This window comes from Streptomyces sp. NPDC048734, from assembly GCF_043198675.1.
Taxonomy (GTDB): domain Bacteria; phylum Actinomycetota; class Actinomycetes; order Streptomycetales; family Streptomycetaceae; genus Streptomyces.
This window is the reverse complement of the sequence record NZ_JBICUZ010000006.1, coordinates 391,426-416,271: the sequence shown is the minus strand read 5'-3', so window position 1 is coordinate 416,271 and position 24,846 is coordinate 391,426. Positions and strand designations below refer to the sequence as shown.

The window sequence follows — 24,846 nt, the reverse complement described above, 5'->3', positions numbered from 1 at the left end:
CATGTCCGGGCACGTTCGTTCGCCCCTGTCCACAACCGGGACGTCCGCCGGACGTTCCGCGGGGGCCGCACGTGCCGTCCTGGGTGCCCCACCGGTACCACGTTCGGGAACGGGGGCAGCTGTGAGGCGGCTCGACGTCTGGAAGCGGGGTGCCGTCCGGCTCGTCTGCGGACGGCGGTCCAAGTGGCTGGTCCTGGTTCTCTGGCTGGTCGTCCTGGTGATCGCGGCGCCCTTCGGCGCGAAGCTGGACGAGGCGCAGGACAACGACGCCCAGTCGTGGCTGCCGGGTTCAGCCGAGTCCACGCAGGTCCTCAGCGTCTCCGAGGAGTTCCGGCCGGAGCAGATCCCCGCGGTCGTCGTCTACGCGCGCGCCGACGGGCTGACCGACCGGGACCGGCAGCGGATCGCCGAGGACGTCCGCCAGGTGAGCGCGCTGCGCGCGCACGGCGTCCGCGGGGCGGAGGTCAAGGGCCCGGTCTTCGACCGGCCGACGGCGCCGCGGGCCGCCCAGATCTACGTGCCCATCACCATGGACGCACAGGGCTGGCAGCGCATCGCCCCCGCGGTCGAGTCCGTCCGCGACGACGTGGGCCGGGGCGAGGACGGACTCACCGTCCACATCACGGGACCCGGCGGCACCTCGGCCGACTTCTCCGAGGCCTTCGAAGGCATCGACACGACGCTGCTGTTCTCCGCGATGGCCGTCGTGGTCGTGATGCTGCTGTTCACCTTCCGCAGCCCGGTCCTGCTGTTCGTGCCGCTGCTCGGGGTGGTGGCCGCGCTGTTCACGGCCCAGGCGCTGATCCACGTCCTCGCCACGCACGCCGGTCTGACGGTCAACGGCCAGAGCGCGGGCATCCTGACGGTGCTCGTCTTCGGCGCGGGCACCGACTACGCGCTGCTGCTGGTCGCCCGCTACCGGGAGGAGCTGCGCCGCCACCACGACCGGCACGAGGCGATGGAGCTGGCCCTGGGCCGCGCCGGTCCGGCGGTCGTCGCCTCCGGCGCCACGGTCGTGCTGAGCATGCTGGTGCTGCTGGTCGCCGAGATGAACTCGACCCGGGGCCTGGGCCCGGTCGCCGCGATCGGGGTCGCGGTCGCCCTGCTGGCGATGCTCACCCTCTTCCCGGCCCTGCTGCTCGTCTTCGGCCGCTGGATCTTCTGGCCGGCCGTTCCGCACGAGGGGTCCGCGGATCCCACCGTGGGCGGCGTGTGGGCCCGTACCGGCCGCGGTATCGCCCGCCGCCCCCGCATGGTGTGGGGCATCACGGCCGCGGTGCTGGCGGCCCTGTCCCTCGGTCTGTTCCAGCTGCGCGCGGCGGGCATCGCCAACGCGGACGCCCTCACCGGTGAACCGGACTCGATCGTCGGCCAGAAGGTGTCGGCGCGCTACTTCCCTGCCGGCGCCGGTGATCCGCTGGTGATCGTGTCGAACGCGGACCGGGCCGAGCGGGTGGGCCGCACGGTCGCCGCGGACCCGGGCGTCGTCCCGGCGAGCATCGGCACACCGCCCGGGACCGCGCCCGAGCACGACGGGAAGGTGCTGCTGGAGGCGACGATGCGCGCCCCCGCCGACAGTGCCGAGGCCAAGGCGACCGTGGAGCGCGTGCGCGACGCGGTGCACGCCGTGCCCGGCGCCGACGCGCGGGTGGGCGGCGGCACCGCGGCCCTGCTGGACATGGACGAGGCCCAGACCCACGACAACTACCTGGTCATCCCCCTCGTCCTGGTCGTGGTGCTGCTCGTGCTCTGCGTGCTGCTGCGGGCCCTGGTGGCGCCGCTGCTGCTGATCGGGACGGTGGTGCTGTCGCTGGCCACCGCGCTCGGACTGAGCGCCCTCGCCTTCCGGCACGTCTTCGGCTACGCGGGCGAGGACGTGGCCTTCCCGCTGTTCGTGTTCGTGTTCCTGGTGGCGCTGGGCATCGACTACAACATCTTCCTGACGACCCGCATCCGCGAGGAGTCGGTCCGTCAGGGCACCCGGCCCGGCGTGGTCACCGGCCTGGCCACGACCGGGGCGGTGATCACCTCGGCCGGCCTGGTCCTGGCCGGCACCTTCGCCGCGCTCGGCACGCTTCCCGTCCTGGGCTTCGCGGAGATCGGCTTCGCGGTCGCGCTGGGCGTCCTGCTGGACACCTTCGTCGTCCGGTCCGTCCTGGTCACCGCGCTCTTCCTGGACCTGGGCGAGAAGGTGTGGTGGCCGCACCCGCTGGCCCACCGGGACGGCGCGGCAGCGCAGGTGCCCCGGCCGCAGGCTCCGGTCAGCCGGTCCTCCGAATGAGCGCCAGGTACATCGCGTCGGTCCCGTGCACGTGCGGCCACAGCTGGACGTCGGGCCCGTCGCCGAGGGCGGGCACGCCCGGGAGCAGGGGCCTGGCGTCGACCAGTTCGGCCTCCGGGAACTGCTTGAGCAGGTCGGCGACGACGGCCCGGGTCTCCGCGAGGTGCGGGGAACAGGTGGCGTACCCGACGACGCCCCCGACCCGTACGGACTCCAGCGCGGTCCGCAGCAGGCCCCGCTGCAGGGGCGCGAAGCCGTCCAGGTCCTCGGGCCTGCGCCGCCAGCGTGCCTCGGGCCGGCGGCGCAGGGCGCCGAGCCCGGTGCAGGGGACGTCCATCAGCACCCGGTCGAAGGAACCGGGCCGCCACGGCGGCCGCGTCCCGTCGGCGGCGACGACCTGGTAAGGCCCGGGGTTCCCGGCGAGCGCCTTGGCCACGAGCCCGGCCCGGTGCGGCTGCTTCTCCGAGGCGAGCAGCACGGCGCCGCGTTCGGCGGCGAGCGCCGCCAGCAGCGCGGCCTTGCCGCCGGGCCCCGCGCAGCCGTCGAGCCAGCGCGTGTCGGAGCCCTCCAGCGGCGCGTTGGCGAGCGCGAGCGCCACCAGCTGGCTCCCCTCGTCCTGCACGCCCGCGCGCCCGGACCGCACGGCCTCGATCGCGCCGGGTTCGCCGCCCTCGGTGAGCCGCACGGCGTACGGCGACCAGCGTCCGGGGGCGGCGGCCTCCTCGCGCAGCAGCTCGTCCGTCGTGGCCCGGCCGGGCCGGGCGACCAGGGTCACCTCGGGCCGCTCGTTGTCGGCCTCCAGCAGTTCCTCGATGCCGGCCCGGCCGCCGCCGAGGGAGTCCCACAGTGCGGAGACGACCCAGCGCGGGTGCGAGTGGACGACGGCGAGATGGTCCTCGGGGTCGTCGTCGTAGGAGGGCGCGATCTTCTCGATCCAGGTGTCGAGGTCGTGCTGGGCGACCTTGCGCAGGACCGCGTTGACGAACTTGGCCCGCCCGTCGCCGAGCACCACCCGCGCCAGCTCGACCGAGGCGGACACGGCGGCGTGCGTCGGGATCCGGGTCCCGAGCAGCTGGTGCACACCGAGGCTGAGCACGTCGAGCACGGGCGGGTCGACCTCCCGCAGCGGCCGGTCGACGCACGCGGCGACGATCGCGTCGTACGTCCCCTGCCGGCGCAGCGTCCCGTACACCAGCTCGGTGGCGAGGGCGGCGTCCCGCCCGTCGAAGTCCCCGCCGGCCCGCGCCTTGCGCAGCAGCGGCGGCAGCACGAGGTTGGCGTAGGCGTCCCGCTCGTCCACGGCCCGCAGCACCTCGAACGCGAGGAAGCGGACGGGGTCCTTCTTGGGCCGACGGTGGGGCTTGCCGGTGGTGCGGGGACGGCGGGGCTGCTCGCTCACGAAAAAGGTGCTCCGGATTGCAGGATGACGGTACGCCCAGCCTACGACGGGCGGGCGGGCCCCGGTGCGGAAGCCTCGCTGTCCCGGCCGGTCCCTCCGCTGCTCCCACGGCCGCCCTTCCGGTCGCTCCCCCGGCCGCCCTTTTGGTCGCTCCCCGGCCGCCCGCCCGGCCGGCGTTCCGGTCGCTCGTGCCGCTGCTCCCGGCGGCTGCCGCCCCCGCCGTGGCGTCGGCTACTCGCCCGCACGCTCCCCGACGGACTCCCCGACCCGCTCGCCGTCCGTGATGCGCACCCCACGGGCCCAGTCGGCCGCCCGCATCGGCTTCTTGCCCTGTGCCTGCACCCACAGCAGCTCGACGGCGTGCGATCCGGTGCCGACGTGCACGCTGTTCTTGCCGACGGCCAGGGCGCCCGGCGCGAGGTCGTCGCGCCCCGGCACGGTTCGCACCTGGATGAGCTTGAGCCGCTCACCGCGGAACGTCGTCCAGGCACCCGGCGCGGGAGTGCACCCGCGCACGACCCGGTCGACGCGCAGTGCCGGGGCGGCCCAGTCGACCCGCGCGTCCTCGACGGTGATCTTCGGCGCGAGGGTGATGCCGTCCTGCGGCTGCGGTACGGCCTTCAGCGAGCCGTCCTCGATCCCGTCCATGGTGGCGGCGAGCAGCCCGGCGCCGGCGAACGCCAGCCGGGTGAGCAGGTCACCACTGGTGTCGGTGGTCCGGACCTCCTCCGTCACCGTGCCGTAGACGGGCCCGGAGTCGAGCCCCTCCTCGATGAGGAAGGTGGAGGCGCCGGTGATCTCGTCCCCCGCCATGACGGCGTGCTGCACGGGCGCGGCCCCGCGCCAGGCGGGCAGCAGCGAGAAGTGCAGGTTCACCCAGCCGTGGGCCGGGATGTCGAGGGCCGCCTTGGGCAGCAGGGCGCCGTAGGCGACGACGGGACAGCAGTCCGGGGCGATCTCCGCGAGCCGCGCCAGGAACTCCGGCTCGCGCGGCCGGGCCGGCTTCAGCACCTCGATACCGGCCTCCTCGGCCCGCTGGGCCACGGGGGAGGCGACCAGCCTGCGCCCCCGCCCCGCCTGCGCGTCGGGCCGCGTGACGACGGCGGCCACCTCGTGCCGTCCGGAGGCGAGCAGGGCGTCCAGAGCGGGAACGGCGACCTCGGGGGTACCGGCGAAGACGAGCTTCATGAGTGGGCACGGGCCTCTCGGAGGGAACGGACGACGGGCGACGCACAAGTTTATTGCGACCCCGGGGAAAGCCACCGACGGCACGGGACACCCACGGCAGGCCGAAGGCCGGCCGACGCCCTCGCCGGGGGCGTACGCATATGCCCATACGCCCCCACACCGTGACCAGCGGAGCACATCCGCGTTGGTCAAGACAGAGTTGACCACACCGGACCGCGCCTCACCGCGGGCCACCCCTTATCTCTTCAACGCCGGTTCGAGAGGCTTGTTCATGGCCGACCACGCAACCCACGACGCCCAGGCCCGTGCCAGCCTGCAACTGCTGGTGCGGGACATCGAGCGGGTCCGCCGGCAGGTGGACGCGCTGCGCACCCTGACGGCCCAGCTGGGCAACGTCTACCGCCCGCGCCGCTCCGGCCCGTCCACGGGCTTCGTCGTCTACGGACGTGCCCCCGCGCCGACGGTCCGCCTCGCCCAGGAACTGCGGGACAGCGTCGAGACCCTGGTCACCGCGGCGGTGGACTTCGACCGCTCGCTCGGCTTCTCGTGGGACGCGGTGGGCTCCGCGCTCGGCGTGACCAAGCAGGCGGTCCACCGCCGCTACGGCGCCCGCCGTGCCGCCGCCCAGGCGGCCACGGAGGCCGACCGGACGGCGGACGGGACACCGGCCCCCCGCACGGTCGATGTGGGCACCGGCATCTCCGTGGTCCCCACGGTCCCCGCGGCCCGCTCGATGCCGACCCAGCCGACGGCGGGCAGCTCGTCCCTGCGCGAGGACGTCAGACCCACGGCGTTCCCCGGCCTGCGGAACGGCTGACCCCTCCCCCCTGCCCCCTCGGCACGCCCGAGGGGGCGGACGCGTGTCGAGGGCGGCGCGACGGAGGCATGTCGAGGCGGAGGAGAGCAGGGCGGCGGCACATCCGCCCGGCGCAGTACGGCGCCGCCCGGAAGCGGCCGCAGGGCGCGCCCATGCGCCTCGTGAACCATGTGCACCGTGGGCCGCGGCCCACGGCCCGCGGGCCCCGTGCCCGGTGCCCCGTAGCGCGGCCGCAGCCGGCCGCCTACGGCCACCGACGGCCGACCGCGCGCCCTTCGGCCGCGGCCGACCTCCACCCCCGGCTCACCCCCGGCTCACCGTCGGCCGCCGACCGCCGCAGTGCGACTTCCGGCCCCGACCCACAGCCGATCACCGACCGCAGACCGCCGCAGCGCAGACCTCAGACCTCAGACCGCCGCAGCGCCCCTCCTGTTCCGACCGACCGTCACCCGATGTCCGGCGGATCCACCCGCACCCACACCGCCCCCGAAGCCCCCTCGCCCCGCGAGGCCGCACCGCCCCGCGCCATCCGCGCGGCCTGCGCGGCCTTGAGCGCGGCGGCCAGGGCGGCCCCCTTCCCCGGCGGCACCCGGACCAGCGCCCGCTCCCACTGCTCGCCGGGCGGCGGTGCCCCCGGCCGCCGGGGCCGCCCCGCGGGAGTGACCGGCAGCGGGACGGGTCCCAGCAACTCGGCCTCCCCGGGCAGTTCCACGGAGCCGAGGAAAGCGGCCACCGCCTCCCCCGTCCCGGTGACGGCCGCCATCCGCGACACCGGGGGAAAGCCCAGCTCGGCCCGTTCCGACAGTTCACGCACGGCGTGTCCGACGGGGTCCCAGCGCACCAGCGCCTGCACCGGTCGCAGGGTCGGCTCCGCGACGACGACCACGGTCCCCCCGTCGCCCTGCGGCCGTACCAGGGAGGCGGCCGCGATCCAGCGCCGCAGCGCGTCCTCCCCGGCCCGCAGGTCGGGCCGTCCGACCATGGCCCAGCCGTCCAGCAGCAGGGCCGCCGCGTACCCGCCCTCGGCGACGGGCTCGGCGCCCGGTGTGCTCACGACGAGCGCGGGTGTGCCGGGCACGGTGTCCAGCACCTGCTCCCGCCCGGACGTCCGCACCGGTACGGCGGGGAACGCCCGGCCCAGTTCCTCGGCGGTCCGCCGCGCCCCGACGACCTGCGCGCGCAGCCGGAAGCCACCGCACTCCGGGCAGTGCCAGGCCCCCTCCTCGCGCCCGCACCAGCCGCACCACAGCGCCCCGCCGTCCCGCGCCTCCAGGGGACCGGAACAGTGCCGGCACCGGGCGGCTGCCCGGCAGGCGGCGCACGCCATGCGCGGCACGTAGCCGCGCCGCGGCACCTGAACGAGCACGGGCCCGTGCCGCAGGCCCTCGCGGACGGCCTGCCAGGCGAGGCTGGGGAGCCGGGCGGCCCGGGCGGCCTCGTCCCGGGCGAGTTCCTGGTCCCCCACGGTCCGCACCAGCGGCGCGGCCCGGCGCACCTGCTCCCGGGGGGCCACCAGGGGCCGCGCCCACCCGCTCTCGACGAGCTGCGCCCCCTCCACGGTGCAGCTCCAACCTCCCATCAGGAAGGCGCACTTGTCCTGCGCCGCCCGCAGCAGCAGCACATCGCGCGCGTGCGGCTGCGGGGCGTGCTGCTCGCTGTGGCTGTCGTCCCCGTCGTCCCACACCGCGACCAGTCCCAGGTCGCGCACCGGCGCGAACATGGCGGCCCGCGTCCCGACGACCGCCCGCACGCTTGCGCGCCGCACCGCGAGCCACTCCCGGTAGCGCTTCTCCGGCCCGGCGTCGGCGGTGAGCAGGGCGTGCCGCCCCTCCCCCAGCAGGGCCGTCAGAGCACCGTCCACGCGCGCGGCGGCCCGCCCGTCCGGTACGACGACGAGCGCGCCGCGCCCGGAGGCCAGAGTCGCGGCGACGGCCCGCGCGAGCTCCTCGCTCCACCCTGGACCGGGCAGCGCGTTCCACACCGCCCTCGGGGACCCGCCCTGGGCCAGCGCGTCGAGGAACGCGCTCCCGTGCTCGTACCGCCCCCACGAGCCCGGTGGCGGGGCCGGTGGCGGGGGGAGGGGCGCGGGCGAGGGCCGCTGCTCGGCCCGGGCGCTGCGCGGCGGCACGGCCAGCTGGAGCACGTCCGCCAGGCTGCCCGCGTACCGGTCGGCGACGGACCGCGCCAGTCCCAGCAGTTCCGGGCTGAGCACGGGCTCGGGCGACACGACCTGGGCGAGAGCGGCCAGCGGCCCGGCGTAGTCCGACTCGGCGAGCCGCTCGACGAGGAACCCGTCGATCAGCCCGCCGCCCTCACGGCGCCCCTCGCGCACCCGCCCGCGACCGGCCCCGAACCGCACCCGCACCCGCACGCCCGGCTGGGCGTCCGCATCCAGCTCGGCCGGCACCGCGTAGTCGAAGTAGCGGTCGAGATGCAGGACGCCCTTGTCGACGAGCACCCGCGCGACCGGCATCTCCTCGGCGAGCGCGGCCCCCCGCCAGGTCCGCGGTTTCGCCCGCGGCGCCTTGGCCTGTCGCACACTCTCGCGGAGAAGCGCGAGCTGCTCCGGCGGCGCCCCGTCCCCGGCGCCACCGCCCTCCCGCTGCCCGTTCTCGCTGCTCACGCCTGCATTCATACCAAACGCCGCTGACAACGGCCGTCCCCGAGCGCCCGCGCCCCGCCTGCGAACGTCCGCGTTTCCCCGGCCCCGCCGGCCGCGGGACGGCGCCACGCAACGCCGAGGCCCGGCTTCCCTGGGGAAGCCGGGCCCGGTGAGTCGCGGTGACGGTGGCCTCAGAGGCCCGCCGCCTCCTTCAGCGCGGCCACGCGGTCCGTGCGCTCCCACGTGAAGTCGGGCAGCTCGCGGCCGAAGTGGCCGTACGCGGCGGTCTGGGCGTAGATCGGGCGGAGCAGGTCGAGGTCGCGGATGATCGCGGCCGGGCGGAGGTCGAAGACCTCGTCGATGGCCTTCTCGATCTTCTCGGGGTCGATCTTGTGCGTGCCGAAGGTCTCGACGAACAGACCGACCGGCTCGGCCTTGCCGATCGCGTACGCGACCTGGACCTCGCAGCGCGCGGCCAGGCCGGCGGCGACGACGTTCTTGGCGACCCAGCGCATCGCGTAGGCGGCGGAGCGGTCGACCTTGGACGGGTCCTTGCCGGAGAAGGCACCGCCGCCGTGGCGGGCGAAGCCGCCGTACGTGTCGATGATGATCTTGCGGCCGGTCAGACCCGCGTCGCCCATCGGGCCGCCGATCTCGAAACGGCCGGTGGGGTTGACCAGCAGGCGGTAGTTCTCGGTGTCGATCTTGATGCCCTCGTCCAGCAGCGCCTTCAGCTCCGGCTCCACGACGAACTCGCGGATGTCGGGCGTGAGCAGCGAGTCCAGGTCGATGTCGGACGCGTGCTGCGAGGAGACGACGACGGTGTCCAGACGGACCGCCTTGTCGCCGTCGTACTCGATGGTGACCTGGGTCTTGCCGTCGGGGCGCAGGTAGGGGATGGTGCCGTTCTTGCGGACGTCCGAGAGGCGCTTCGACAGGCGGTGGGCCAGGAAGATCGGGAGCGGCATCAGCGTCGGCGTCTCGTCGGACGCGTAGCCGAACATCAGGCCCTGGTCACCCGCACCCTGCCGGTCCAGCTCGTCGTCGTCACCCTCGACCCGCGTCTCGTACGCCGTGTCGACACCCTGGGCGATGTCCGGGGACTGCGCGCCGATGGACACCGAGACGCCGCAGGAGGCGCCGTCGAAGCCCTTCTTCGAGGAGTCGTAGCCGATCTCCAGGATCTTGTCCCGGACCAGCTGCGGGATCGGCGCGTACGCCTTGGTGGTGACCTCGCCGGCCACGTGCACCAGGCCGGTCGTGATCAGGGTCTCTACGGCGACCCGGGACGTCGGGTCCTCGCGCAGGAGCGCGTCGAGGATGGTGTCGCTGATCTGGTCAGCGATCTTGTCGGGGTGACCCTCGGTCACGGACTCCGAGGTGAACAGGCGACGGGACACAACGCTCCCTGGGGTTGCAGCGGCTGCTGGCTGATCATGGGCGGACGCGACGGGAGCTGCGCCCGGCGTCGTCCGACAACAGTTTATCGGTCGCGCTTCACCACCGGCCCACCTGTCTCGCCTCTCGGGAGCGCTGTGACCTGCGGCACAGGCATTCTGCCGAATGCCGGCCGCTGTTGGCCAGGGGCGCCACGCCGAACGGGCGAAGGTCGGGGGGACCGTGCGCATCAAACAATCACGCCAGTCGCCGCGTCACCAGGTCCCACACGATTTCGGCCAGTGCTTCCTTGGGGCCGTGCGGGACGGGGGTCTCGCTGCCGTCGGCGCCCAGGACGACCGCCTCGTTCTCCTCCGAGCCGAAGGTCCTGCGCTCCCCCACCTCGTTGACGACCAGCAGATCGCAGCCCTTGCGGCGCAGTTTCGTCCGGCCGTTGGCCAGCACGTCGTCGGTCTCGGCGGCGAAGCCGACGACCACCTGGCCGGGGCGGGCGCGCTCGGCGGAGATCTCCGCGAGGATGTCCGGATTCCGCAGCAGAACGATGGGTTCCGGATCCTGCCCGTCCTGCTTCTTGATCTTGCCGGGCGCGTAGGCGGCGGGCCGGAAATCGGCGACCGCGGCCGCCATGACCACCGCGTCGGCGTCGGCCGCCGCCTTCAGCACCGCCTCGCGCAGCTGTACGGCGGTGCCGACCTGGACGACGTCGACGCCGGCGGGGTCGGGCAGCGCGGTGTTGGCCGCGACGAGCGTGACGCGGGCGCCGCGGGCGGCGGCGGTACGGGCGAGGGCGTAGCCCTGCTTGCCGGAGGAGCGGTTGCCGAGGAAGCGGACGGGGTCGAGGGGTTCGCGGGTGCCGCCCGCGCTGACGACGACGTGCCGCCCGGCCAGGTCGGGCTCCCGCGGTCCGCGGGCCAGGACGCGTCGGCAGACCTCGAAGATCTCGGCGGGGTCGGGCAGCCTGCCCTTGCCGGTGTCGACGCCGGTGAGCCGGCCGACGGCGGGTTCGACGACGACGGCACCGCGGCGGCGCAGCGTCGCCACGTTCTCCCGGGTGGCCGGGTGCTCCCACATCTCGGTGTGCATCGCCGGGGCGAAGACGACCGGACACCGGGCGGTGAGCAGGGTGTTGGTGAGCAGGTCGTCGGCCAGTCCGTGGGCGGCCTTGGCGAGCATGTCGGCCGTGGCGGGGGCGACGACCACGAGGTCGGCGCGCTGGCCGATGCGGACGTGCGGGACCTCGTGGACGTCGTCCCAGACCTCGGTGGAGACCGGGTGGCCGGAGAGGGCGGACCAGGTGGCCGCGCCGACGAAGTGCAGGGCGGAGGCGGTGGGGACGACGCGCACGTCGTGGCCCGACTCGGTCAGCCTGCGCAGCAGCTCGCAGGCCTTGTAGGCGGCGATGCCACCGCTGACCCCGAGCACGACCTTGGGTTTGTCCACTGTCTCTCCCCGGACCTCGGAAACCGTACGCCGCGGCTCCCGGCGCACGGGTCCATCACACACCACAGGCCCGGCAGTCGCGCCGCCGGGCCTGTGGAAAAACCTACTGCGAGCTGAAAATACTACTGAGCCGGGCCCTCGATGGCCTCGGACGTCAGCAGGCCCGCGTTGATCTCGCGGAGCGCGATCGAGAGCGGCTTCTCGTGGACGTGGGTGTCGACGAGCGGACCGACGTACTCGAGGAGGCCCTCGCCGAGCTGCGAGTAGTACGCGTTGATCTGGCGGGCCCGCTTGGCCGCGTAGATCACGAGGCTGTACTTCGAGTCGGTGGCCTCGAGGAGCTCGTCGATCGGCGGGTTGATGATGCCCTCGGGAGCGGAGATGGAAGAGGACACGCTCTACCTTCCGATAGGTGGAAAAAGACGGGGCATGATCACACAGTCGTGATCACACAACACCGGTCAAGGCTAGCAGCTCGCGCGCCACGTCCTCGACGGAGGTGTTGACCAGGGTCTCGTCGAACTCCGGCTCGGCCGCGAGTTCGACCTTGGCCGCGTCCAGACGGCGGGAGACGACCTCGGGCGACTCGGTGCCGCGGCCGGTGAGCCTGCGCACCAGCTCCTCCCAGGAGGGCGGAGCCAGGAACACCAGCTGGGCCTCGGGCATGGAGCCACGGACCTGCCGCGCGCCCTGGAGGTCGATCTCGAGGAGGACGGGCTCGCCCGCCTCCAGGCGCTCCAGCACGGCCGCGCGCGGCGTGCCGTAGCGGTTGCCGGCGAACTCGGCCCACTCCAGCAGCTCGCCGTTGGCGATCAGCTTGTCCATCTCGTCGTCGGTGACGAAGAAGTAGTGGACGCCGTGCTTCTCGCCGGGGCGGGGCCTGCGGGTCGTCGCCGAGACCGAGAGCCAGACCTCGGGGTGTTCTTTGCGCATATGGGCGACGACCGTGCTCTTGCCGACCCCGGAGGGGCCGGAGAGCACGGTCAGCCGCGGACGTGCGTCCGGGGGCTCGGGGGTCGTCCCCCGGGGTGTTACTGCCATGCAGCGATTATTCCAGCTGTCGCGCCGTGCCCGGGACGCTGTGCCCGGAGCACGTCGGACTCACTTGGCCGTGTCGCCGAACTCACGCTCCAGGGAGGCGATCTGGTTGGAGCCGAGACCGCGCACCCGGCGGCTCTCGGAGATGCCGAGCCGCTCCATGATCTGCTTGGCGCGGACCTTGCCCACGCCGGGCAGGGACTCCAGGAGCGCGGAGACCTTCATCTTGCCGACGACGTCATTCTCCTGGCCCTGCTTGATGACCTCGTGCAGGGAGGCGCCGGAGTGCTTGAGTCGATTCTTGACCTCGGCCCGCTCCCGGCGAGCCGCGGCGGCCTTTTCGAGCGCGGCTGCGCGCTGTTCGGGGGTAAGGGGCGGAAGAGCCACGCCTACGTCACCTCGGATGTCGAACTGTCGGATACGGACCGGTGAGGAACCTAGTCGCCCCACACCTGGAGAGCCACGAGCAACACGGTTGCCCGTTGACCCTCCGCTCGGAGACTAGCGGCCAACACCGCCAGAGTCAGCGAGAACAGCGGAAAAGTCCTGGTCAGCCTCCGCCAGGATGGATATTTAAGACAAATTGCCCCGGATTTGAGAATGTATTCAGGCTCAAGTCGCTCCGCGGCCGTCCGGCAGGGGTCCCGGCCGGACGGCCGCGGGCGGTCAGGCGGCCTCGACCGCGGCCCTGACCTGTTGCGCGAACCGGTCCGCGGCGTCACGCAGCGCGACCACGTCGGGACCGTGGCGCAGCACTCCGCGGCTGACGTTCGGCACGACGTTGCGCACCGCGGCCCCGAAGACGTGCGGCAGGTCCGCCGGAGTGGCCCCCTGGGCGCCGATGCCGGGCGCGAGGATCGGGCCGTTGATGTCGAGGTCGTACGTCGACAGGTCACCGAGCGTCGCGCCGACGACCGCGCCGAAGGAGCCCAGCGGCTCCTCACCGGCGTTCTCGGCCGCCAGGTGCGCCAGCATCGTCGCGCCGACGGTACGGCCGTCCGCGCGCACCGCGTGCTGGACCTCGCCGCCCTCCGGGTTGGAGGTGAGCGCCAGCACGAAGAGTCCGGCGCCGCTCTCGCGCGCGAGGGCCACGGCCGGCGAGAGCGACCCGTAGCCGAGGTACGGCGACACGGTCAGCGCGTCCGAGAAGAGCGGGGCGTCCTCGTGCAGGAAGGACTCGGCGTAGGCGGCCATGGTCGAGCCGATGTCACCGCGCTTGGCGTCCATCACGACCAGGGCGCCGGCCGCCCGCGCCTCCTCGACCGACCTCTCCAGGACGGCGACCCCGCGCGAGCCGAACCGTTCGAAGAAGGCGCTCTGCGGCTTCAGGACGGCGACACGGTCGGCCATGGCCTCGACGACCGTCCGGCTGAACCGCTCCAGACCGGCGACGGTGTCGTCCAGGCCCCACTCGGCGAGCAGCGAGGCGTGCGGGTCGATGCCGACGCACAGCGGGCCGCGCTCGTCCATGGCGCGGCGCAGACGGGCGCCGAAGGGCTCCAGGGTCATGCCGTCTTCCTCACGTCGGCGCCGACCGCGTCGGCGAGGGTGGCGTACGGGCTGGTGCGCAGGCGGGCGGCGAGCCCCTTGTGGACCGCGCGGGCCCAGAAGGGCCCCTCGTAGACGAAGGCGCTGTAGCCCTGGACGAGGGTGGCGCCCGCCAGGATGCGCTCCCAGGCGTCCTCGGCGGTCTCGATGCCGCCGACGCCCACGAGGGTGATGCGGTCGCCCACGCGCGCGTAGAGGCGCCGCAGCACCGCCAGGGAGCGCGCCTTGAGCGGTGCCCCCGACAGACCGCCGGTCTCCTGCACCAGGGCGGGCGGCGAGGTCAGCCCGAGGCCCTCACGCGCGATGGTGGTGTTGGTGGCGATGATCCCGTCCAGGCCCAGCTCCACGGCGAGGTCGGCGACGGCGTCCACGTCCTCGTCGGCGAGGTCGGGGGCGATCTTGACCAGCAGCGGCACCCGTCGGTGGGCGACCGTGCGGTCGGCGGCCTCCCGCACGGCGCTCAGCAGCGGCCGCAGCGCCTCGGTGGCCTGGAGGTCGCGCAGCCCCGGCGTGTTCGGGGAGGAGACGTTGACGACCAGGTAGTCGGCGTACGGCGCGAGCCGCTCGGCCGACTTCACGTAGTCGGCGACCGCCTCGGCCTCCGGCACGGCCTTGGTCTTGCCGATGTTGACGCCGACGACGGTTTTGAAGACGGGTTCCCGGGACGCCAGGCGCGCGGCGACGGTCAGCGAGCCGTCGTTGTTGAAGCCCATGCGGTTGATCAACGCCCGGTCGGCGACCAGGCGGAACAGCCGCTTGGGGGGGTTGCCGGGCTGTGCCTCCCCGGTGACCGTGCCGATCTCGACGTGGTCGAAGCCCACCATCGCCATGCCGTCGACGGCGACCGCGTTCTTGTCGAAGCCGGCGGCGAGCCCGAAGGGGCCGTGCATGCGCAGGCCGAAGGCCTCGGTGCGCAGTTCCCGGTGGCGGGGGGCGAGGGCGGCCGCGACGAACGTGCGGAGCACCGGGATCCGGGCGGCGAGCCGGATCCAGCGGAAGGCCAGGTGGTGGGCCTTCTCGGGGTCCATACGGGAGAAGGCCAGACGGAAGAAGAGCTGGTACATGACTGTGTCCTCGAAGACCTCATACAGAGGGGGACACCGTTTCCGGTGTCCCCCTGGGGCTTGCTAGTCGCGGGCCGCGATCAGATGCTCGGCGTGTTCCTGGAGGGAACGCACCCCCACATCCCCGTGGTTGAGCGCGTCGATGCCCTGGACGGCGGCGGCGAGCGCCTGGACCGTCGTCAGGCAGGGCACCGAGCGCGCCACCGCCGCCGTACGGATGTCGTAACCGTCGAGACGGCCACCGGTGCCGTACGGGGTGTTGACGATGAGGTCGACCTGGCCGTCGTGGATGAGCTGGACGATGGTCTTCTCGCCGTTCGGGCCCATGCCCTCGGACTGCTTGCGCACGACCGTGGCGTTGAGGCCGTTGCGCCTGAGGACCTCGGCGGTGCCGGAGGTGGCGAGCAGCTCGAAGCCGTGGGCGACCAGCTCGCGCGCCGGGAAGATCATCGACCGCTTGTCGCGGTTGGCGACCGAGATGAACGCGCGGCCCTTGGTGGGCAGCGGGCCGTAGGCGCCCGCCTGCGACTTGGCGTACGCCGTGCCGAAGACTGAGTCGATGCCCATGACCTCGCCGGTGGAGCGCATCTCCGGGCCCAGGATGGTGTCGACGCCGCGGCCGGAGGTGTCGCGGAAGCGGGTCCACGGCATCACGGCCTCCTTGACGGAGATCGGCGCGTCCAGCGGCAGCTCGCCGCCGTCACCGGTCGCCGGGAGCAGCCCCTCGGCGCGCAGTTCGGCGATGGTCGCGCCCAGCGAGATCCGGGCGGCGGCCTTGGCCAGCGGCACTGCGGTCGCCTTCGAGGTGAAGGGGACGGTGCGGGACGCGCGCGGGTTGGCCTCCAGGACGTAGAGGATGTCCCCGGCCATCGCGAACTGGATGTTGATCAGACCGCGGACGCCCACCCCGCGCGCGATGGCCTCCGTGGAGACCCGCAGGCGCTTGATGTCGAAGCCGCCGAGGGTGATCGGGGGCAGGGCGCACGCCGAGTCGCCGGAGTGGATGCCGGCCTCCTCGATGTGCTCCATGACGCCGCCGAGGTACAGCTCCTCGCCGTCGTAGAGCGCGTCGACGTCGATCTCGATGGCGTCGTCGAGGAAGCGGTCGACGAGGACCGGCCGGGTGGGGCTGATCTCGGTCGACTCGGCGATGTAGGCGGACAGCCGGGTCTCGTCGTAGACGATCTCCATGCCGCGGCCGCCGAGGACGTACGACGGGCGGACGAGGACCGGGTAGCCGATCTCGTCGGCGATGGCCTTGGCCTCGGCGAAGGTGGTGGCCGTGCCGTGCTTCGGGGCCGGCAGCCCGGCCTCGGCGAGCACGCGCCCGAACGCGCCCCGGTCCTCGGCCGCGTGGATCGCCTCCGGAGGCGTGCCGACGATCGGCACCCCGTTGTCCTTCAGCGCCTGCGCCAGGCCCAGCGGGGTCTGGCCGCCGAGCTGGACGACGACACCAGCGATCGGACCGGCCTGCGCCTCCGCGTGGACGATCTCCAGCACGTCCTCGAGCGTCAGCGGCTCGAAGTACAGGCGGTCGGAGGTGTCGTAGTCGGTGGAGACGGTCTCCGGGTTGCAGTTGACCATCACGGTCTCGTACCCGGCGTCGGACAGCGCGAAGGAGGCGTGCACGCAGGAGTAGTCGAACTCGATGCCCTGGCCGATGCGGTTCGGCCCGGAGCCCAGGATGATGACGGCCGGCTTCTCGCGGGTCGCGACCTCGCTCTCCTCGTCGTAGGAGGAGTAGAAGTACGGCGTCTTCGCCGCGAACTCGGCGGCGCAGGTGTCGACCGTCTTGTAGACGGGGCGGACGCCCAGCGCGTGCCGGACCTCGCGGACGACGTCCTCGCGCAGGCCGCGGATCTCGGCGATCTGCTGGTCGGAGAAGCCGTGCCGCTTGGCCTCGGCGAGCAGGTCGCCGTCGAGGCGGTCGGCGGCGGCCAGCTCGTCCGCGACCTCCTTGATCAGGAACAGCTGGTCGACGAACCAGGGGTCGATCTTCGTGAACGCGAAGACCTCCTGGGGGGTGGCGCCCGCGCGGATGGCCTGCATGACGGTGTTGATCCGGCCGTCGGTGGGACGGACGGCCTCCGTCAGGAGCTGCTGCTTGTCGCCGGGCTCGCCGACGAACGTGAACTGGCTGCCCTTCTTCTCCAGCGAGCGCAGCGCCTTCTGGAAGGCCTCGGTGAAGTTGCGGCCGATGGCCATGGCCTCGCCGACGGACTTCATGGTGGTCGTCAGCGTCGAGTCCGCGCTCGGGAACTTCTCGAAGGCGAAGCGGGGGGCCTTGACGACCACGTAGTCGAGCGTGGGCTCGAAGGAGGCCGGGGTCTCCCGGGTGATGTCGTTCGGGATCTCGTCGAGGGTGTAGCCGACGGCGAGCTTGGCCGCGATCTTGGCGATCGGGAAGCCGGTCGCCTTGGAGGCCAGCGCCGACGAGCGGGACACGCGCGGGTTCATCTCGATGACGATGATGCGGCCGTCCTCGGGGTTCACCGCGAACTGGATGTTGCAGCCGCCGGTGTCGACACCGACCTCGCGGATGATCGCGATGCCGATGTCGCGCAGCCGCTGGTACTCGCGGTCGGTCAGCGTCATCGCCGGCGCGACGGTGATCGAGTCGCCGGTGTGCACGCCCATGGGGTCGAAGTTCTCGATGGAGCAGACGACCACGACGTTGTCGTGCTTGTCGCGCATCAGCTCCAGCTCGTACTCCTTCCAGCCGAGGATGGACTCCTCCAGGAGCACCTCGGTGGTCGGCGAGAGCGTGAGGCCCTGGCCGGCGATGCGGCGCAGTTCCTCCTCGTCGTGGGCGAAGCCGGAGCCGGCGCCGCCCATGGTGAAGGAGGGGCGGACGACGACGGGGTAGCCGCCGAGCGTCTCGACGCCCGCGATCACGTCGTCCATGGAGTGGCAGATCACGGACCGGGCGGACTCGCCGTGCCCGATCTTCTCGCGGACGGCCTCGACGACGCCCTTGAAGAGGTCGCGGTCCTCCCCCTTGTGGATCGCCTCGACGTTGGCGCCGATCAGCTCGACGCCGTACTTCTCCAGCACACCCTGCTCGTGCATGGAGATCGCGGTGTTGAGGGCCGTCTGACCGCCGAGCGTCGGCAGCAGGACGTCCGGCCGCTCCTTGGCGATGATCTTCTCGACGAACTCCGGGGTGATCGGCTCGACGTAGGTGGCGTCGGCGATCTCCGGGTCGGTCATGATCGTCGCCGGGTTGGAGTTGACGAGGATCACCCGCAGGCCTTCGGCGCGCAGGACGCGGCACGCCTGGGTGCCGGAGTAGTCGAACTCGGCTGCCTGTCCGATGACGATCGGGCCGGAGCCGATGACCAGGACGGACTGGATATCGGTGCGCTTAGGCACGCTGGCCCTCCATCAGGGAAACGAAGCGGTCGAACAGGTAGGCGGCATCGTGCGGGCCCGCTGCCGCTTCGGGGTGGTACTGGACGGAGAAGGCCGGCTGGTCGAGCAGCTGCAGCCCCTCCACGACGTCGTCGTTGAGGCAGACGTGGGACACCTCGGCGCGGCCGAACTCGGTGTCGCTGACCTTGTCGAGCGGCGCGTCCACGGCGAAGCCGTGGTTGTGCGCGGTGACCTCGACCTTGCCGGTCGTACGGTCCTGGACCGGCTGGTTGATGCCGCGGTGCCCGTACTTCAGCTTGTAGGTGCCGAAGCCGAGGGCGCGGCCGAGGATCTGGTTGCCGAAGCAGATGCCGAACAGGGGCGTCCGGCGTCGGAGCACCTCGCTCATCAGTTCCACGGGGCCGTCGGCGGTGGCCGGGTCGCCCGGGCCGTTGGAGAAGAACACGCCGTCCGGGCCGACGGCGTACACCTCGTCCGCCGTGGCGGTCGCGGGCAGCACGTGCACCTCGATGCCGCGCTCGGCCATGCGGTGCGGGGTCATGCCCTTGATGCCGAGGTCGATCGCGGCGACGGTGAACCGCTTCTCGCCGACCGCGGGGACGACGTACGCCTCCTTGGTGGCGACCTCCTCGTAGAGGCTCGCGCCCTTCATGTGCGGCTGGGCCTGCACCCGTGCGAGCAGCTCGGGCCCGGCCGCGATCGCCTCGCCGGAGAAGATGCCGGCGCGCATGGAGCCGCGCTCGCGCAGGTGACGGGTGAGGGCTCGGGTGTCGATGCCGGAGATGCCGACGACCCCCTGCGCGACCAGTTCGTCGTCCAGGGAGCGCCTGGAGCGCCAGTTGGACGGCACGCGCGCGGGGTCACGGACGACGTAGCCGGAGACCCAGATGCGGCCCGACTCGTCGTCCTCGTCGTTCCAGCCGGTGTTGCCGATCTGCGGCGCGGTCGCCACGACGATCTGACGGTCGTAGGAGGGGTCGGTCAGGGTCTCCTGGTAGCCGGTCATGCCGGTGGAGAACACCGCTTCGCCGAAGGTCTCCCCCACGGCCCCGTAGGCACGGCCGCGGAAGGTGCGGCCGTCCTCCAGGACGAGTACGGCGGGAGCCGCCTTGTGCCTCTGCGAGGCGATCCCCTGGATGGAGGTCGTCATCGTGCGCCTTCCGTTTCCCTCTTGTTGATCATGGAGTTGATGGCCTCGACCCACTCGGTGTGCTCGGCCGCGTGGTCCGAGCGGAAACCGGAGTCGATCAGTGTGCCGCCGTGCTCCCAGGTCACCAGGAGCAGTCCGCCCTCGGTGAGGACCTTGCCGGCGATGCCCTTGCCGAGCACCGCCTCGCGCAGCGCGCCGGCCGGGACGAAGAAGTCGTTCGCGCCGGGGCGTACGACGTCCAGTCCCGCGTCCGTCAGGGTGAGCTCGACCCGGCTGCGGGTGCCCAGGCCGTGCGCCACGATGCGGTCCAGCCACTGGCCGGCGGTGGTGGAGCCGTGGTAGCGGCCGCTCATCGACAGCACAGTCAGTTTCGCCTCGCCGGGCTCGGAGGGCGCGGTGGGCAGCTCCGGCAGGTCGCCCTGGAGCGTGCCGCGCCACTTCCAGCCCTCGCGCATCAGCCAGTAGACGAGCGCGACGAAGAGGCCGAGTCCGACGACCCAGCCGAGGCGGGCGGCCCAGTCGGTCACTTCGGCCGATTCCCTCTCGGCCGCGAGCAGGATTACAGGTGTCACGTGAGCTTCCCGTCGACGAGCGTGGCCTTGCCCCGGAGCCAGGTGTGCGTCACACGGCCCGGCAGCTCACGCCCCTCGTACGGGGTGTTCCGGCTGCGCGAGGCGAAGCCCGCGGGGTCCACCCGTCCACGGTATGCCGTGTCGACGAGCGTGAGGTTGGCGGGCTCACCAGCCGAGACGGGGCGGCCGTGCCCCTGAGCCCGCCCGATGCGGGCCGGCGTGAAGGACATGCGGTCGGCGACCTGGGCCCAGGTCAGCAGGCCCGTCTCCACCATCGTCTCCTGGACCACCGACAGCGCGGTCTCCAGGCCGACCATGCCCATGGCGGCCGCGGCCCACTCGCAGTCCTTGTCCTCGTGCGGGTGCGGGGCGTGGTCGGTGGCGACGATGTCGATGGTGCCGTCGGCGAGGGCCTCGCGCAGGGCGTGCACGTCACGTTCGGTGCGCAGCGGCGGGTTCACCTTGTAGACCGGGTCGTAGGAGCGCACCAGTTCGTCGGTGAGGAGGAGGTGGTGCGGGGTGACCTCGGCGGTGACGTCGATGCCGCGGGACTTGGCCCAGCGGACGATCTCGACGGAGCCGGCGGTGGACAGGTGGCAGATGTGGACGCGCGAGCCGACGTGCTCGGCGAGCAGCACGTCCCGCGCGATGATCGACTCCTCGGCGACGGCCGGCCAGCCCCCGAGCCCCAGCTCGGCGGAGACGACGCCCTCGTTCATCTGGGCGCCCTCGGTCAGCCGCGGCTCCTGCGCGTGCTGGGCGACGACGCCGCCGAAGGCCTTCACGTACTCCAGCGCGCGGCGCATGATCACGGCGTCGTCCACGCACTTGCCGTCGTCGGAGAAGACGGTGACGCCGGCGGCGGACTCGTGCATCGCTCCCAGCTCGGCGAGCTTCCTGCCCTCCAGGCCGACGGTGACGGCGCCGATCGGCTGCACGTCGCAGTAGCCGTGCTCCCGGCCCAGTCGCCAGACCTGCTCGACGACGCCGGCGGTGTCGGCGACGGGGAAGGTGTTGGCCATGGCGAAGACGGCCGTGAAACCGCCGCTCGCGGCGGCGCGGGTGCCGGTCAGGACGGTCTCGGAGTCCTCGCGGCCCGGCTCGCGCAGATGGGTGTGCAGGTCGACGAGGCCCGGCAGCAGCACCTTGCCCCCGGCCTCGACGACCTCGGCGCCCTCGGCGGACAGCCCGCTGCCGACGGCCTCGACGACCTCGCCGTCGATCAGGACGTCCTGCGGCTCGCCGCCGAGGACCCGCGCACCACGGATAAGGATCTTGCTCATGGTTCTTACTTCTCCTCGGTGGTACGGGCGTGGCTGACGGCGGGTTCGTTCCCGCCCAGGAGCAGGTAGAGGACGGCCATCCGGATCGACACTCCGTTGGCGACCTGTTCGACGACGGTGCAGCGGTCGGAGTCGGCGACCTCGGCGGTGATCTCCATGCCGCGGACCATCGGGCCGGGGTGCATCACGATGGCGTGCCCGGGCATCCGCGCCATCCGGTCGCCGTCGAGGCCGTAGCGCCGCGAGTACTCGCGCTCGGTCGGGAAGAACGCGGCGTTCATCCGCTCGCGCTGGACGCGCAGCATCATCACGGCGTCGGACTTGGGCAGCGTGCTGTCGAGGTCGTACGACACCTCGCAGGGCCAGGTCTCGACGCCGACCGGCACCAGGGTGGGCGGGGCGACGAGGGTGACCTCGGCGCCGAGGGTGTGCAGCAGGTCGACGTTGGAGCGGGCGACCCGGCTGTGCAGGACGTCGCCCACGATGGTGATGCGCTTGCCGGACAGGTCCTGGCCGAGCCCGGCGTCGCGGCCGACGAGCCTGCGGCGCATGGTGAAGGCGTCCAGCAGCGCCTGGGTGGGGTGCTGGTGGGTGCCGTCACCGGCGTTGACGACGGCCGCGTCGATCCACCCGGAGGTGGCGAGGCGGTACGGCGCTCCGGAGGCGCCGTGCCGGATGACGACGGCGTCGACTCCCATGGCCTCCAGGGTCTGGGCGGTGTCCTTGAGCGACTCGCCCTTGGAGACGCTGGAGCCCTTGGCGGAGAAGTTGATGACGTCCGCGGACAGGCGCTTCTCGGCGGCCTCGAAGGAGATCCGGGTCCGGGTGGAGTCCTCGAAGAAGAGGTTGACGATGGTGCGGCCGCGCAGGGTCGGCAGCTTCTTGATGGGCCGGTCCGCCACCCGGGCCATCTCCTCGGCGGTGTCGAGGACATGGACGGCGTCGTCGCGGGTGAGGTCGGCGGCCGAGATGAGATGACGCTGCATCTGTCAGGCTCCGTAGGACATGGGGAGTTTTCGGGCATGCGGGCGCGTGGGGGCACGCACTCGGGGGACGTGTGCCGGAGTGCTAGTGCGGTGCGCCCGGGGCGGTCTGCTTGACACCGAGCAGCACGGTGTCGCGACCGTCCTCCTCGGCCAGCTGGACCTTGACCGTCTCCCGCAGCGACGTGGGGAGGTTCTTGCCGACGTAGTCGGCGCGGATGGGCAGTTCGCGGTGACCGCGGTCGACGAGGACCGCGAGCTGCACCGCGCGGGGGCGCCCGATGTCGTTCAGGGCGTCGAGGGCGGCGCGGATGGTGCGGCCGGAGAAGAGCACGTCGTCGACGAGGACGACCAGCTTGCCGTCGATCCCGTCGCCGGGGATCTCCGTGCGGGCGAGCGCGCGCGGCGGGTGCATGCGCAGGTCGTCGCGGTACATGGTGATGTCGAGGGAGCCGACCGGGATCTTGCGGTCGGTGATCTGCTCGAGCTTGGCGGCGAGCCGGCGGCCGAGGAAGACGCCCCGGGTCGGGATGCCGAGGAGGACCACGTCGTCGGCGCCCTTGGCGCGCTCGACGATCTCGTGGGCGATGCGGGTCAGCACCCGCGCGATGTCGGGGCCTTCGAGGACGGGCCGCGCGTCCTGACCTGCGTGCGTGCCCTGCGGGTCTCGCCCGTCCTGATTGTCGTACGTGTCCATAGGAAACGGACCTCCTTCTCCGCCTCACGGGACGGACCTTAAAGGACGTCGGATTTGCGCCATCCACGGTAGCAGGCCGAGGAGGCACCTCCGTTCACCCCTTTGGCCCAACGGGGTGCGGATCCCACGGAAGAGTCGGTGTGGACCATTCGGCTTGACGCGGAAGAATCACGCTGCGTAACCTCACAGTGAGTTACCAGCCGCGCGGCATGGAAACCTCACCCAGTCGCGTCGACCCAGTGCCGGGGAGCTATATGTCCAGCGAATACGCCAAACAGCTCGGGGCCAAGCTCCGGGCGATCCGCACCCAGCAGGGCCTTTCCCTCCACGGTGTCGAGGAGAAGTCCCAGGGACGGTGGAAGGCGGTCGTGGTCGGTTCGTACGAGCGCGGCGACCGCGCCGTCACCGTGCAGCGCCTTGCGGAGCTGGCCGATTTCTACGGTGTTCCCGTGCAGGAGCTGCTCCCGGGCACCACGCCGGGCGGTGCCGCCGAGCCGCCGCCGAAGCTGGTCCTGGACCTGGAGCGGCTGGCCCACGTGCCGGTCGAGAAGGCCGGCCCCCTCCAGCGGTACGCGGCCACGATCCAGTCGCAGCGCGGCGACTACAACGGCAAGGTGCTCTCGATCCGCCAGGACGACCTGCGCACGCTCGCCGTCATCTACGACCAGTCGCCCTCGGTCCTGACCGAACAGCTGATCAGCTGGGGCGTCCTGGACGCGGACGCGCGTCGCGCCGTCTCCCACGAGGAGGGCTGAGCGCCGCGGCGCCTCAGCAGAAACGTGGCGCCCGGGGGGGCGGTCCGCAACGTTTCGGCCGCCCCCGGGGCGGTTGGCCGGCGCGGGGGGCCCCCCGAGTTTCCCGAAGGGCCCCCCACGCCCCCGGGAACACCGACGGGTCGGGACCGACCGGGGACATGCCGGAGGGCCCGCGGACGTGCTGTCCACGGGCCCTCCGGCGTAGGCGGTAACCGCTCACGCCTCCCGGCGCAGCGACGGCTTGAGCTCCTTCAGCCGGCCGAGCAGGCCGTTCACGAACGAGGGCGACTCGTCCGTGGAGAACTCCTTCGCCAGCTGCACCATCTCGTCGAGGACGACGGCGTCCGGGGTCTCGTCGACCCAGATCAGCTCGTACGCGCCGAGCCGCAGGATGTTGCGGTCGACGACCGGCATCCGGTCGAGCGTCCAGCCGACCGAGTACTGGGAGAGCAGCTCGTCGATGCGCCGCGCGTGCTCCGCGAAGCCCTCGACCAACTGCATCGTGTACTCGCTCACCGGAGGCTGCCGGGTGTCGGCCCGGGAGAGCCGGATCCAGTCCGCGAGGACCGTCAGGACGTCGGCGCCACGCTGGTCGCCCTCGAAGAGGATCTGGAAGGCGCGCTTGCGGGCCGTGTTGCGGGCAGCCACGGTTAGCTGTTCACCCGGCCGAGGTAGTCGCTCGTACGGGTGTCGACCTTGATCTTCTCACCGGTGGTGATGAAGAGCGGGACCTGGATCTGGTGACCGGTCTCCAGGGTGGCGGGCTTGGTGCCGCCGGTGGAGCGGTCGCCCTGCAGGCCCGGCTCGGTCTCCTGGACGACGAGTTCGACGGCGGCCGGCAGCTCGACGAAGAGCACCTCGCCCTCGTGCTGCGCGACGGTGGCCGTGAAGCCCTCGATCAGGAAGTTGGCGGCGTCGCCGACGGCCTTGCGGTCGACCATGAGCTGGTCGTAGGTCTCCATGTCCATGAAGACGAAGTACTCGCCGTCCATGTAGGAGAACTGCATGTCGCGCTTGTCGACAGTGGCCGTCTCGACCTTGACGCCGGCGTTGAAGGTCTTGTCGACCACCTTGCCGGACAGCACGTTCTTGAGCTTGGTGCGCACGAAGGCCGGGCCCTTGCCGGGCTTGACGTGCTGGAACTCGACGACGGACCAGAGCTGGCCGCCTTCGAGCTTGAGCACCAGGCCGTTCTTGAGGTCGTTCGTGGAAGCCACGGTTGCGGAATCTCCTGGACTGACGTGGACGACCCCGGGGGC

General features: G+C 72.4%; 21 protein-coding genes. 3 read left to right on the top strand and 18 right to left on the bottom strand.

All coding sequences use genetic code 11. The features are described from left to right. Position 1 precedes the first annotated feature (1 nt). Positions 2 to 2,281 (top strand): MMPL family transporter, encoded by a 2,280-nt coding sequence (locus tag ACGFQC_RS19080; RefSeq protein ID WP_363091396.1) that lies wholly within the window; start codon positions 2 to 4, stop codon positions 2,279 to 2,281. On the opposite strand, the gene ACGFQC_RS19075 is transcribed toward ACGFQC_RS19080, so the two are convergent. Beyond that, the gene (locus tag ACGFQC_RS19075; protein ID WP_363091395.1) at positions 2,262 to 3,680 is read right to left on the bottom strand and encodes a transcription antitermination factor NusB; all 1,419 of its coding nucleotides are present in this window, start codon (positions 3,678 to 3,680) and stop codon (positions 2,262 to 2,264) included. The two genes, ACGFQC_RS19080 and ACGFQC_RS19075, sit on opposite strands and share 20 nt — an antisense overlap. Before the next feature lie 231 nt (positions 3,681 to 3,911). Beyond that, a complete protein-coding gene (fmt, locus tag ACGFQC_RS19070) occupies positions 3,912 to 4,868 on the bottom strand; it encodes a methionyl-tRNA formyltransferase (RefSeq protein WP_363091394.1) in 957 nt (318 codons plus the stop codon). 271 nt (positions 4,869 to 5,139) lie between these two features. Here fmt and ACGFQC_RS19065 point away from each other — a divergent pair, with 271 nt between their 5' ends. Then, positions 5,140 to 5,685 (top strand): hypothetical protein, encoded by a 546-nt coding sequence (locus ACGFQC_RS19065; RefSeq protein WP_363091393.1) that lies wholly within the window; start codon positions 5,140 to 5,142, stop codon positions 5,683 to 5,685. A gap of 445 nt (positions 5,686 to 6,130) precedes the next feature. Here ACGFQC_RS19065 and ACGFQC_RS19060 read toward each other — a convergent pair whose 3' ends face one another. From ACGFQC_RS19060 to pyrR, 14 genes are all read right to left on the bottom strand, one after another. Continuing rightward, complete coding sequence (locus ACGFQC_RS19060; RefSeq protein WP_363091392.1) at positions 6,131 to 8,308, bottom strand: primosomal protein N'; 2,178 nt, start codon at positions 8,306 to 8,308, stop codon at positions 6,131 to 6,133. A 170-nt stretch (positions 8,309 to 8,478) separates the two neighbouring features. Next, entirely contained in the window at positions 8,479 to 9,687 is a 1,209-nt protein-coding gene (metK, locus tag ACGFQC_RS19055; protein ID WP_363091391.1) for a methionine adenosyltransferase, read from the bottom strand. 235 nt (positions 9,688 to 9,922) lie between these two features. After that, positions 9,923 to 11,125: a bifunctional phosphopantothenoylcysteine decarboxylase/phosphopantothenate--cysteine ligase CoaBC gene (gene coaBC, locus ACGFQC_RS19050; protein WP_363091390.1), complete on the bottom strand. Its 1,203-nt coding sequence runs from the start codon at positions 11,123 to 11,125 to the stop codon at positions 9,923 to 9,925. Between the two features lie 122 nt (positions 11,126 to 11,247). After that, positions 11,248 to 11,520 carry a DNA-directed RNA polymerase subunit omega gene (gene rpoZ, locus ACGFQC_RS19045; protein ID WP_003977348.1) on the bottom strand — a complete coding sequence of 91 codons (273 nt, stop codon included), beginning with the start codon at positions 11,518 to 11,520 and terminating at the stop codon, positions 11,248 to 11,250. Between the two features lie 52 nt (positions 11,521 to 11,572). Continuing rightward, positions 11,573 to 12,166 carry a guanylate kinase gene (gene gmk / locus ACGFQC_RS19040; protein ID WP_363091389.1) on the bottom strand — a complete coding sequence of 198 codons (594 nt, stop codon included), beginning with the start codon at positions 12,164 to 12,166 and terminating at the stop codon, positions 11,573 to 11,575. A gap of 60 nt (positions 12,167 to 12,226) precedes the next feature. Next, on the bottom strand, positions 12,227 to 12,550 hold the full coding sequence (locus ACGFQC_RS19035; RefSeq protein ID WP_073493500.1) for an integration host factor: 324 nt from the start codon (positions 12,548 to 12,550) through the stop codon (positions 12,227 to 12,229). Positions 12,551 to 12,829: 279 nt separating this feature from the next. After that, positions 12,830 to 13,672 carry an orotidine-5'-phosphate decarboxylase gene (gene pyrF, locus ACGFQC_RS19030; RefSeq protein ID WP_363091388.1) on the bottom strand — a complete coding sequence of 281 codons (843 nt, stop codon included), beginning with the start codon at positions 13,670 to 13,672 and terminating at the stop codon, positions 12,830 to 12,832. Beyond that, positions 13,669 to 14,775 carry a quinone-dependent dihydroorotate dehydrogenase gene (locus ACGFQC_RS19025; RefSeq protein WP_363091387.1) on the bottom strand — a complete coding sequence of 369 codons (1,107 nt, stop codon included), beginning with the start codon at positions 14,773 to 14,775 and terminating at the stop codon, positions 13,669 to 13,671. The genes pyrF and ACGFQC_RS19025 overlap by 4 nt, the downstream gene beginning before the upstream one ends. A 63-nt stretch (positions 14,776 to 14,838) precedes the next feature. Then, positions 14,839 to 18,147 carry a carbamoyl-phosphate synthase large subunit gene (gene carB, locus ACGFQC_RS19020; RefSeq protein WP_363091386.1) on the bottom strand — a complete coding sequence of 1,103 codons (3,309 nt, stop codon included), beginning with the start codon at positions 18,145 to 18,147 and terminating at the stop codon, positions 14,839 to 14,841. Further along, positions 18,140 to 19,297 (bottom strand): glutamine-hydrolyzing carbamoyl-phosphate synthase small subunit, encoded by a 1,158-nt coding sequence (gene carA / locus ACGFQC_RS19015; protein ID WP_363091385.1) that lies wholly within the window; start codon positions 19,295 to 19,297, stop codon positions 18,140 to 18,142. Before carA ends, carB begins: the two co-directional genes overlap by 8 nt. Further along, a complete protein-coding gene (locus tag ACGFQC_RS19010) occupies positions 19,294 to 19,869 on the bottom strand; it encodes a hypothetical protein (RefSeq protein ID WP_363091384.1) in 576 nt (191 codons plus the stop codon). Before ACGFQC_RS19010 ends, carA begins: the two co-directional genes overlap by 4 nt. Continuing rightward, on the bottom strand, positions 19,866 to 21,152 hold the full coding sequence (locus ACGFQC_RS19005; protein WP_363091383.1) for a dihydroorotase: 1,287 nt from the start codon (positions 21,150 to 21,152) through the stop codon (positions 19,866 to 19,868). Before ACGFQC_RS19005 ends, ACGFQC_RS19010 begins: the two co-directional genes overlap by 4 nt. 5 nt (positions 21,153 to 21,157) lie before the next feature. Further along, a complete protein-coding gene (locus tag ACGFQC_RS19000) occupies positions 21,158 to 22,138 on the bottom strand; it encodes an aspartate carbamoyltransferase catalytic subunit (RefSeq protein ID WP_363091381.1) in 981 nt (326 codons plus the stop codon). Between the two features lie 82 nt (positions 22,139 to 22,220). After that, the gene (gene pyrR, locus ACGFQC_RS18995) at positions 22,221 to 22,832 is read right to left on the bottom strand and encodes a bifunctional pyr operon transcriptional regulator/uracil phosphoribosyltransferase PyrR (RefSeq protein ID WP_363091380.1); all 612 of its coding nucleotides are present in this window, start codon (positions 22,830 to 22,832) and stop codon (positions 22,221 to 22,223) included. Between the two features lie 254 nt (positions 22,833 to 23,086). On the opposite strand from pyrR, the gene bldD reads away from it, so the two are divergent. Then, positions 23,087 to 23,587 carry a transcriptional regulator BldD gene (bldD, locus tag ACGFQC_RS18990; RefSeq protein ID WP_020128858.1) on the top strand — a complete coding sequence of 167 codons (501 nt, stop codon included), beginning with the start codon at positions 23,087 to 23,089 and terminating at the stop codon, positions 23,585 to 23,587. 216 nt (positions 23,588 to 23,803) lie between these two features. Here bldD and nusB read toward each other — a convergent pair whose 3' ends face one another. Next, positions 23,804 to 24,235 (bottom strand): transcription antitermination factor NusB, encoded by a 432-nt coding sequence (gene nusB / locus ACGFQC_RS18985; protein ID WP_363091379.1) that lies wholly within the window; start codon positions 24,233 to 24,235, stop codon positions 23,804 to 23,806. A gap of 2 nt (positions 24,236 to 24,237) precedes the next feature. Continuing rightward, the gene (gene efp, locus ACGFQC_RS18980; RefSeq protein WP_020117452.1) at positions 24,238 to 24,804 is read right to left on the bottom strand and encodes an elongation factor P; all 567 of its coding nucleotides are present in this window, start codon (positions 24,802 to 24,804) and stop codon (positions 24,238 to 24,240) included. Positions 24,805 to 24,846 lie beyond the last annotated feature (42 nt).

Coding starts and splice junctions, on each gene's coding strand:
- ACGFQC_RS19000 (WP_363091381.1), bottom strand. CDS start 22,138: ATGCAGCGTCATCTCATCTCGGCCGCCGACCTCACCCGCGACGACGCC.
- pyrR (WP_363091380.1), bottom strand. CDS start 22,832: ATGGACACGTACGACAATCAGGACGGGCGAGACCCGCAGGGCACGCAC.
- carA (WP_363091385.1), bottom strand. CDS start 19,297: ATGACGACCTCCATCCAGGGGATCGCCTCGCAGAGGCACAAGGCGGCT.
- gmk (WP_363091389.1), bottom strand. CDS start 12,166: ATGGCAGTAACACCCCGGGGGACGACCCCCGAGCCCCCGGACGCACGT.
- ACGFQC_RS19005 (WP_363091383.1), bottom strand. CDS start 21,152: ATGAGCAAGATCCTTATCCGTGGTGCGCGGGTCCTCGGCGGCGAGCCG.
- bldD (WP_020128858.1), top strand. CDS start 23,087: ATGTCCAGCGAATACGCCAAACAGCTCGGGGCCAAGCTCCGGGCGATC.
- fmt (WP_363091394.1), bottom strand. CDS start 4,868: ATGAAGCTCGTCTTCGCCGGTACCCCCGAGGTCGCCGTTCCCGCTCTG.
- ACGFQC_RS19065 (WP_363091393.1), top strand. CDS start 5,140: ATGGCCGACCACGCAACCCACGACGCCCAGGCCCGTGCCAGCCTGCAA.
- ACGFQC_RS19025 (WP_363091387.1), bottom strand. CDS start 14,775: ATGTACCAGCTCTTCTTCCGTCTGGCCTTCTCCCGTATGGACCCCGAG.
- pyrF (WP_363091388.1), bottom strand. CDS start 13,672: ATGACCCTGGAGCCCTTCGGCGCCCGTCTGCGCCGCGCCATGGACGAG.
- ACGFQC_RS19080 (WP_363091396.1), top strand. CDS start 2: ATGTCCGGGCACGTTCGTTCGCCCCTGTCCACAACCGGGACGTCCGCC.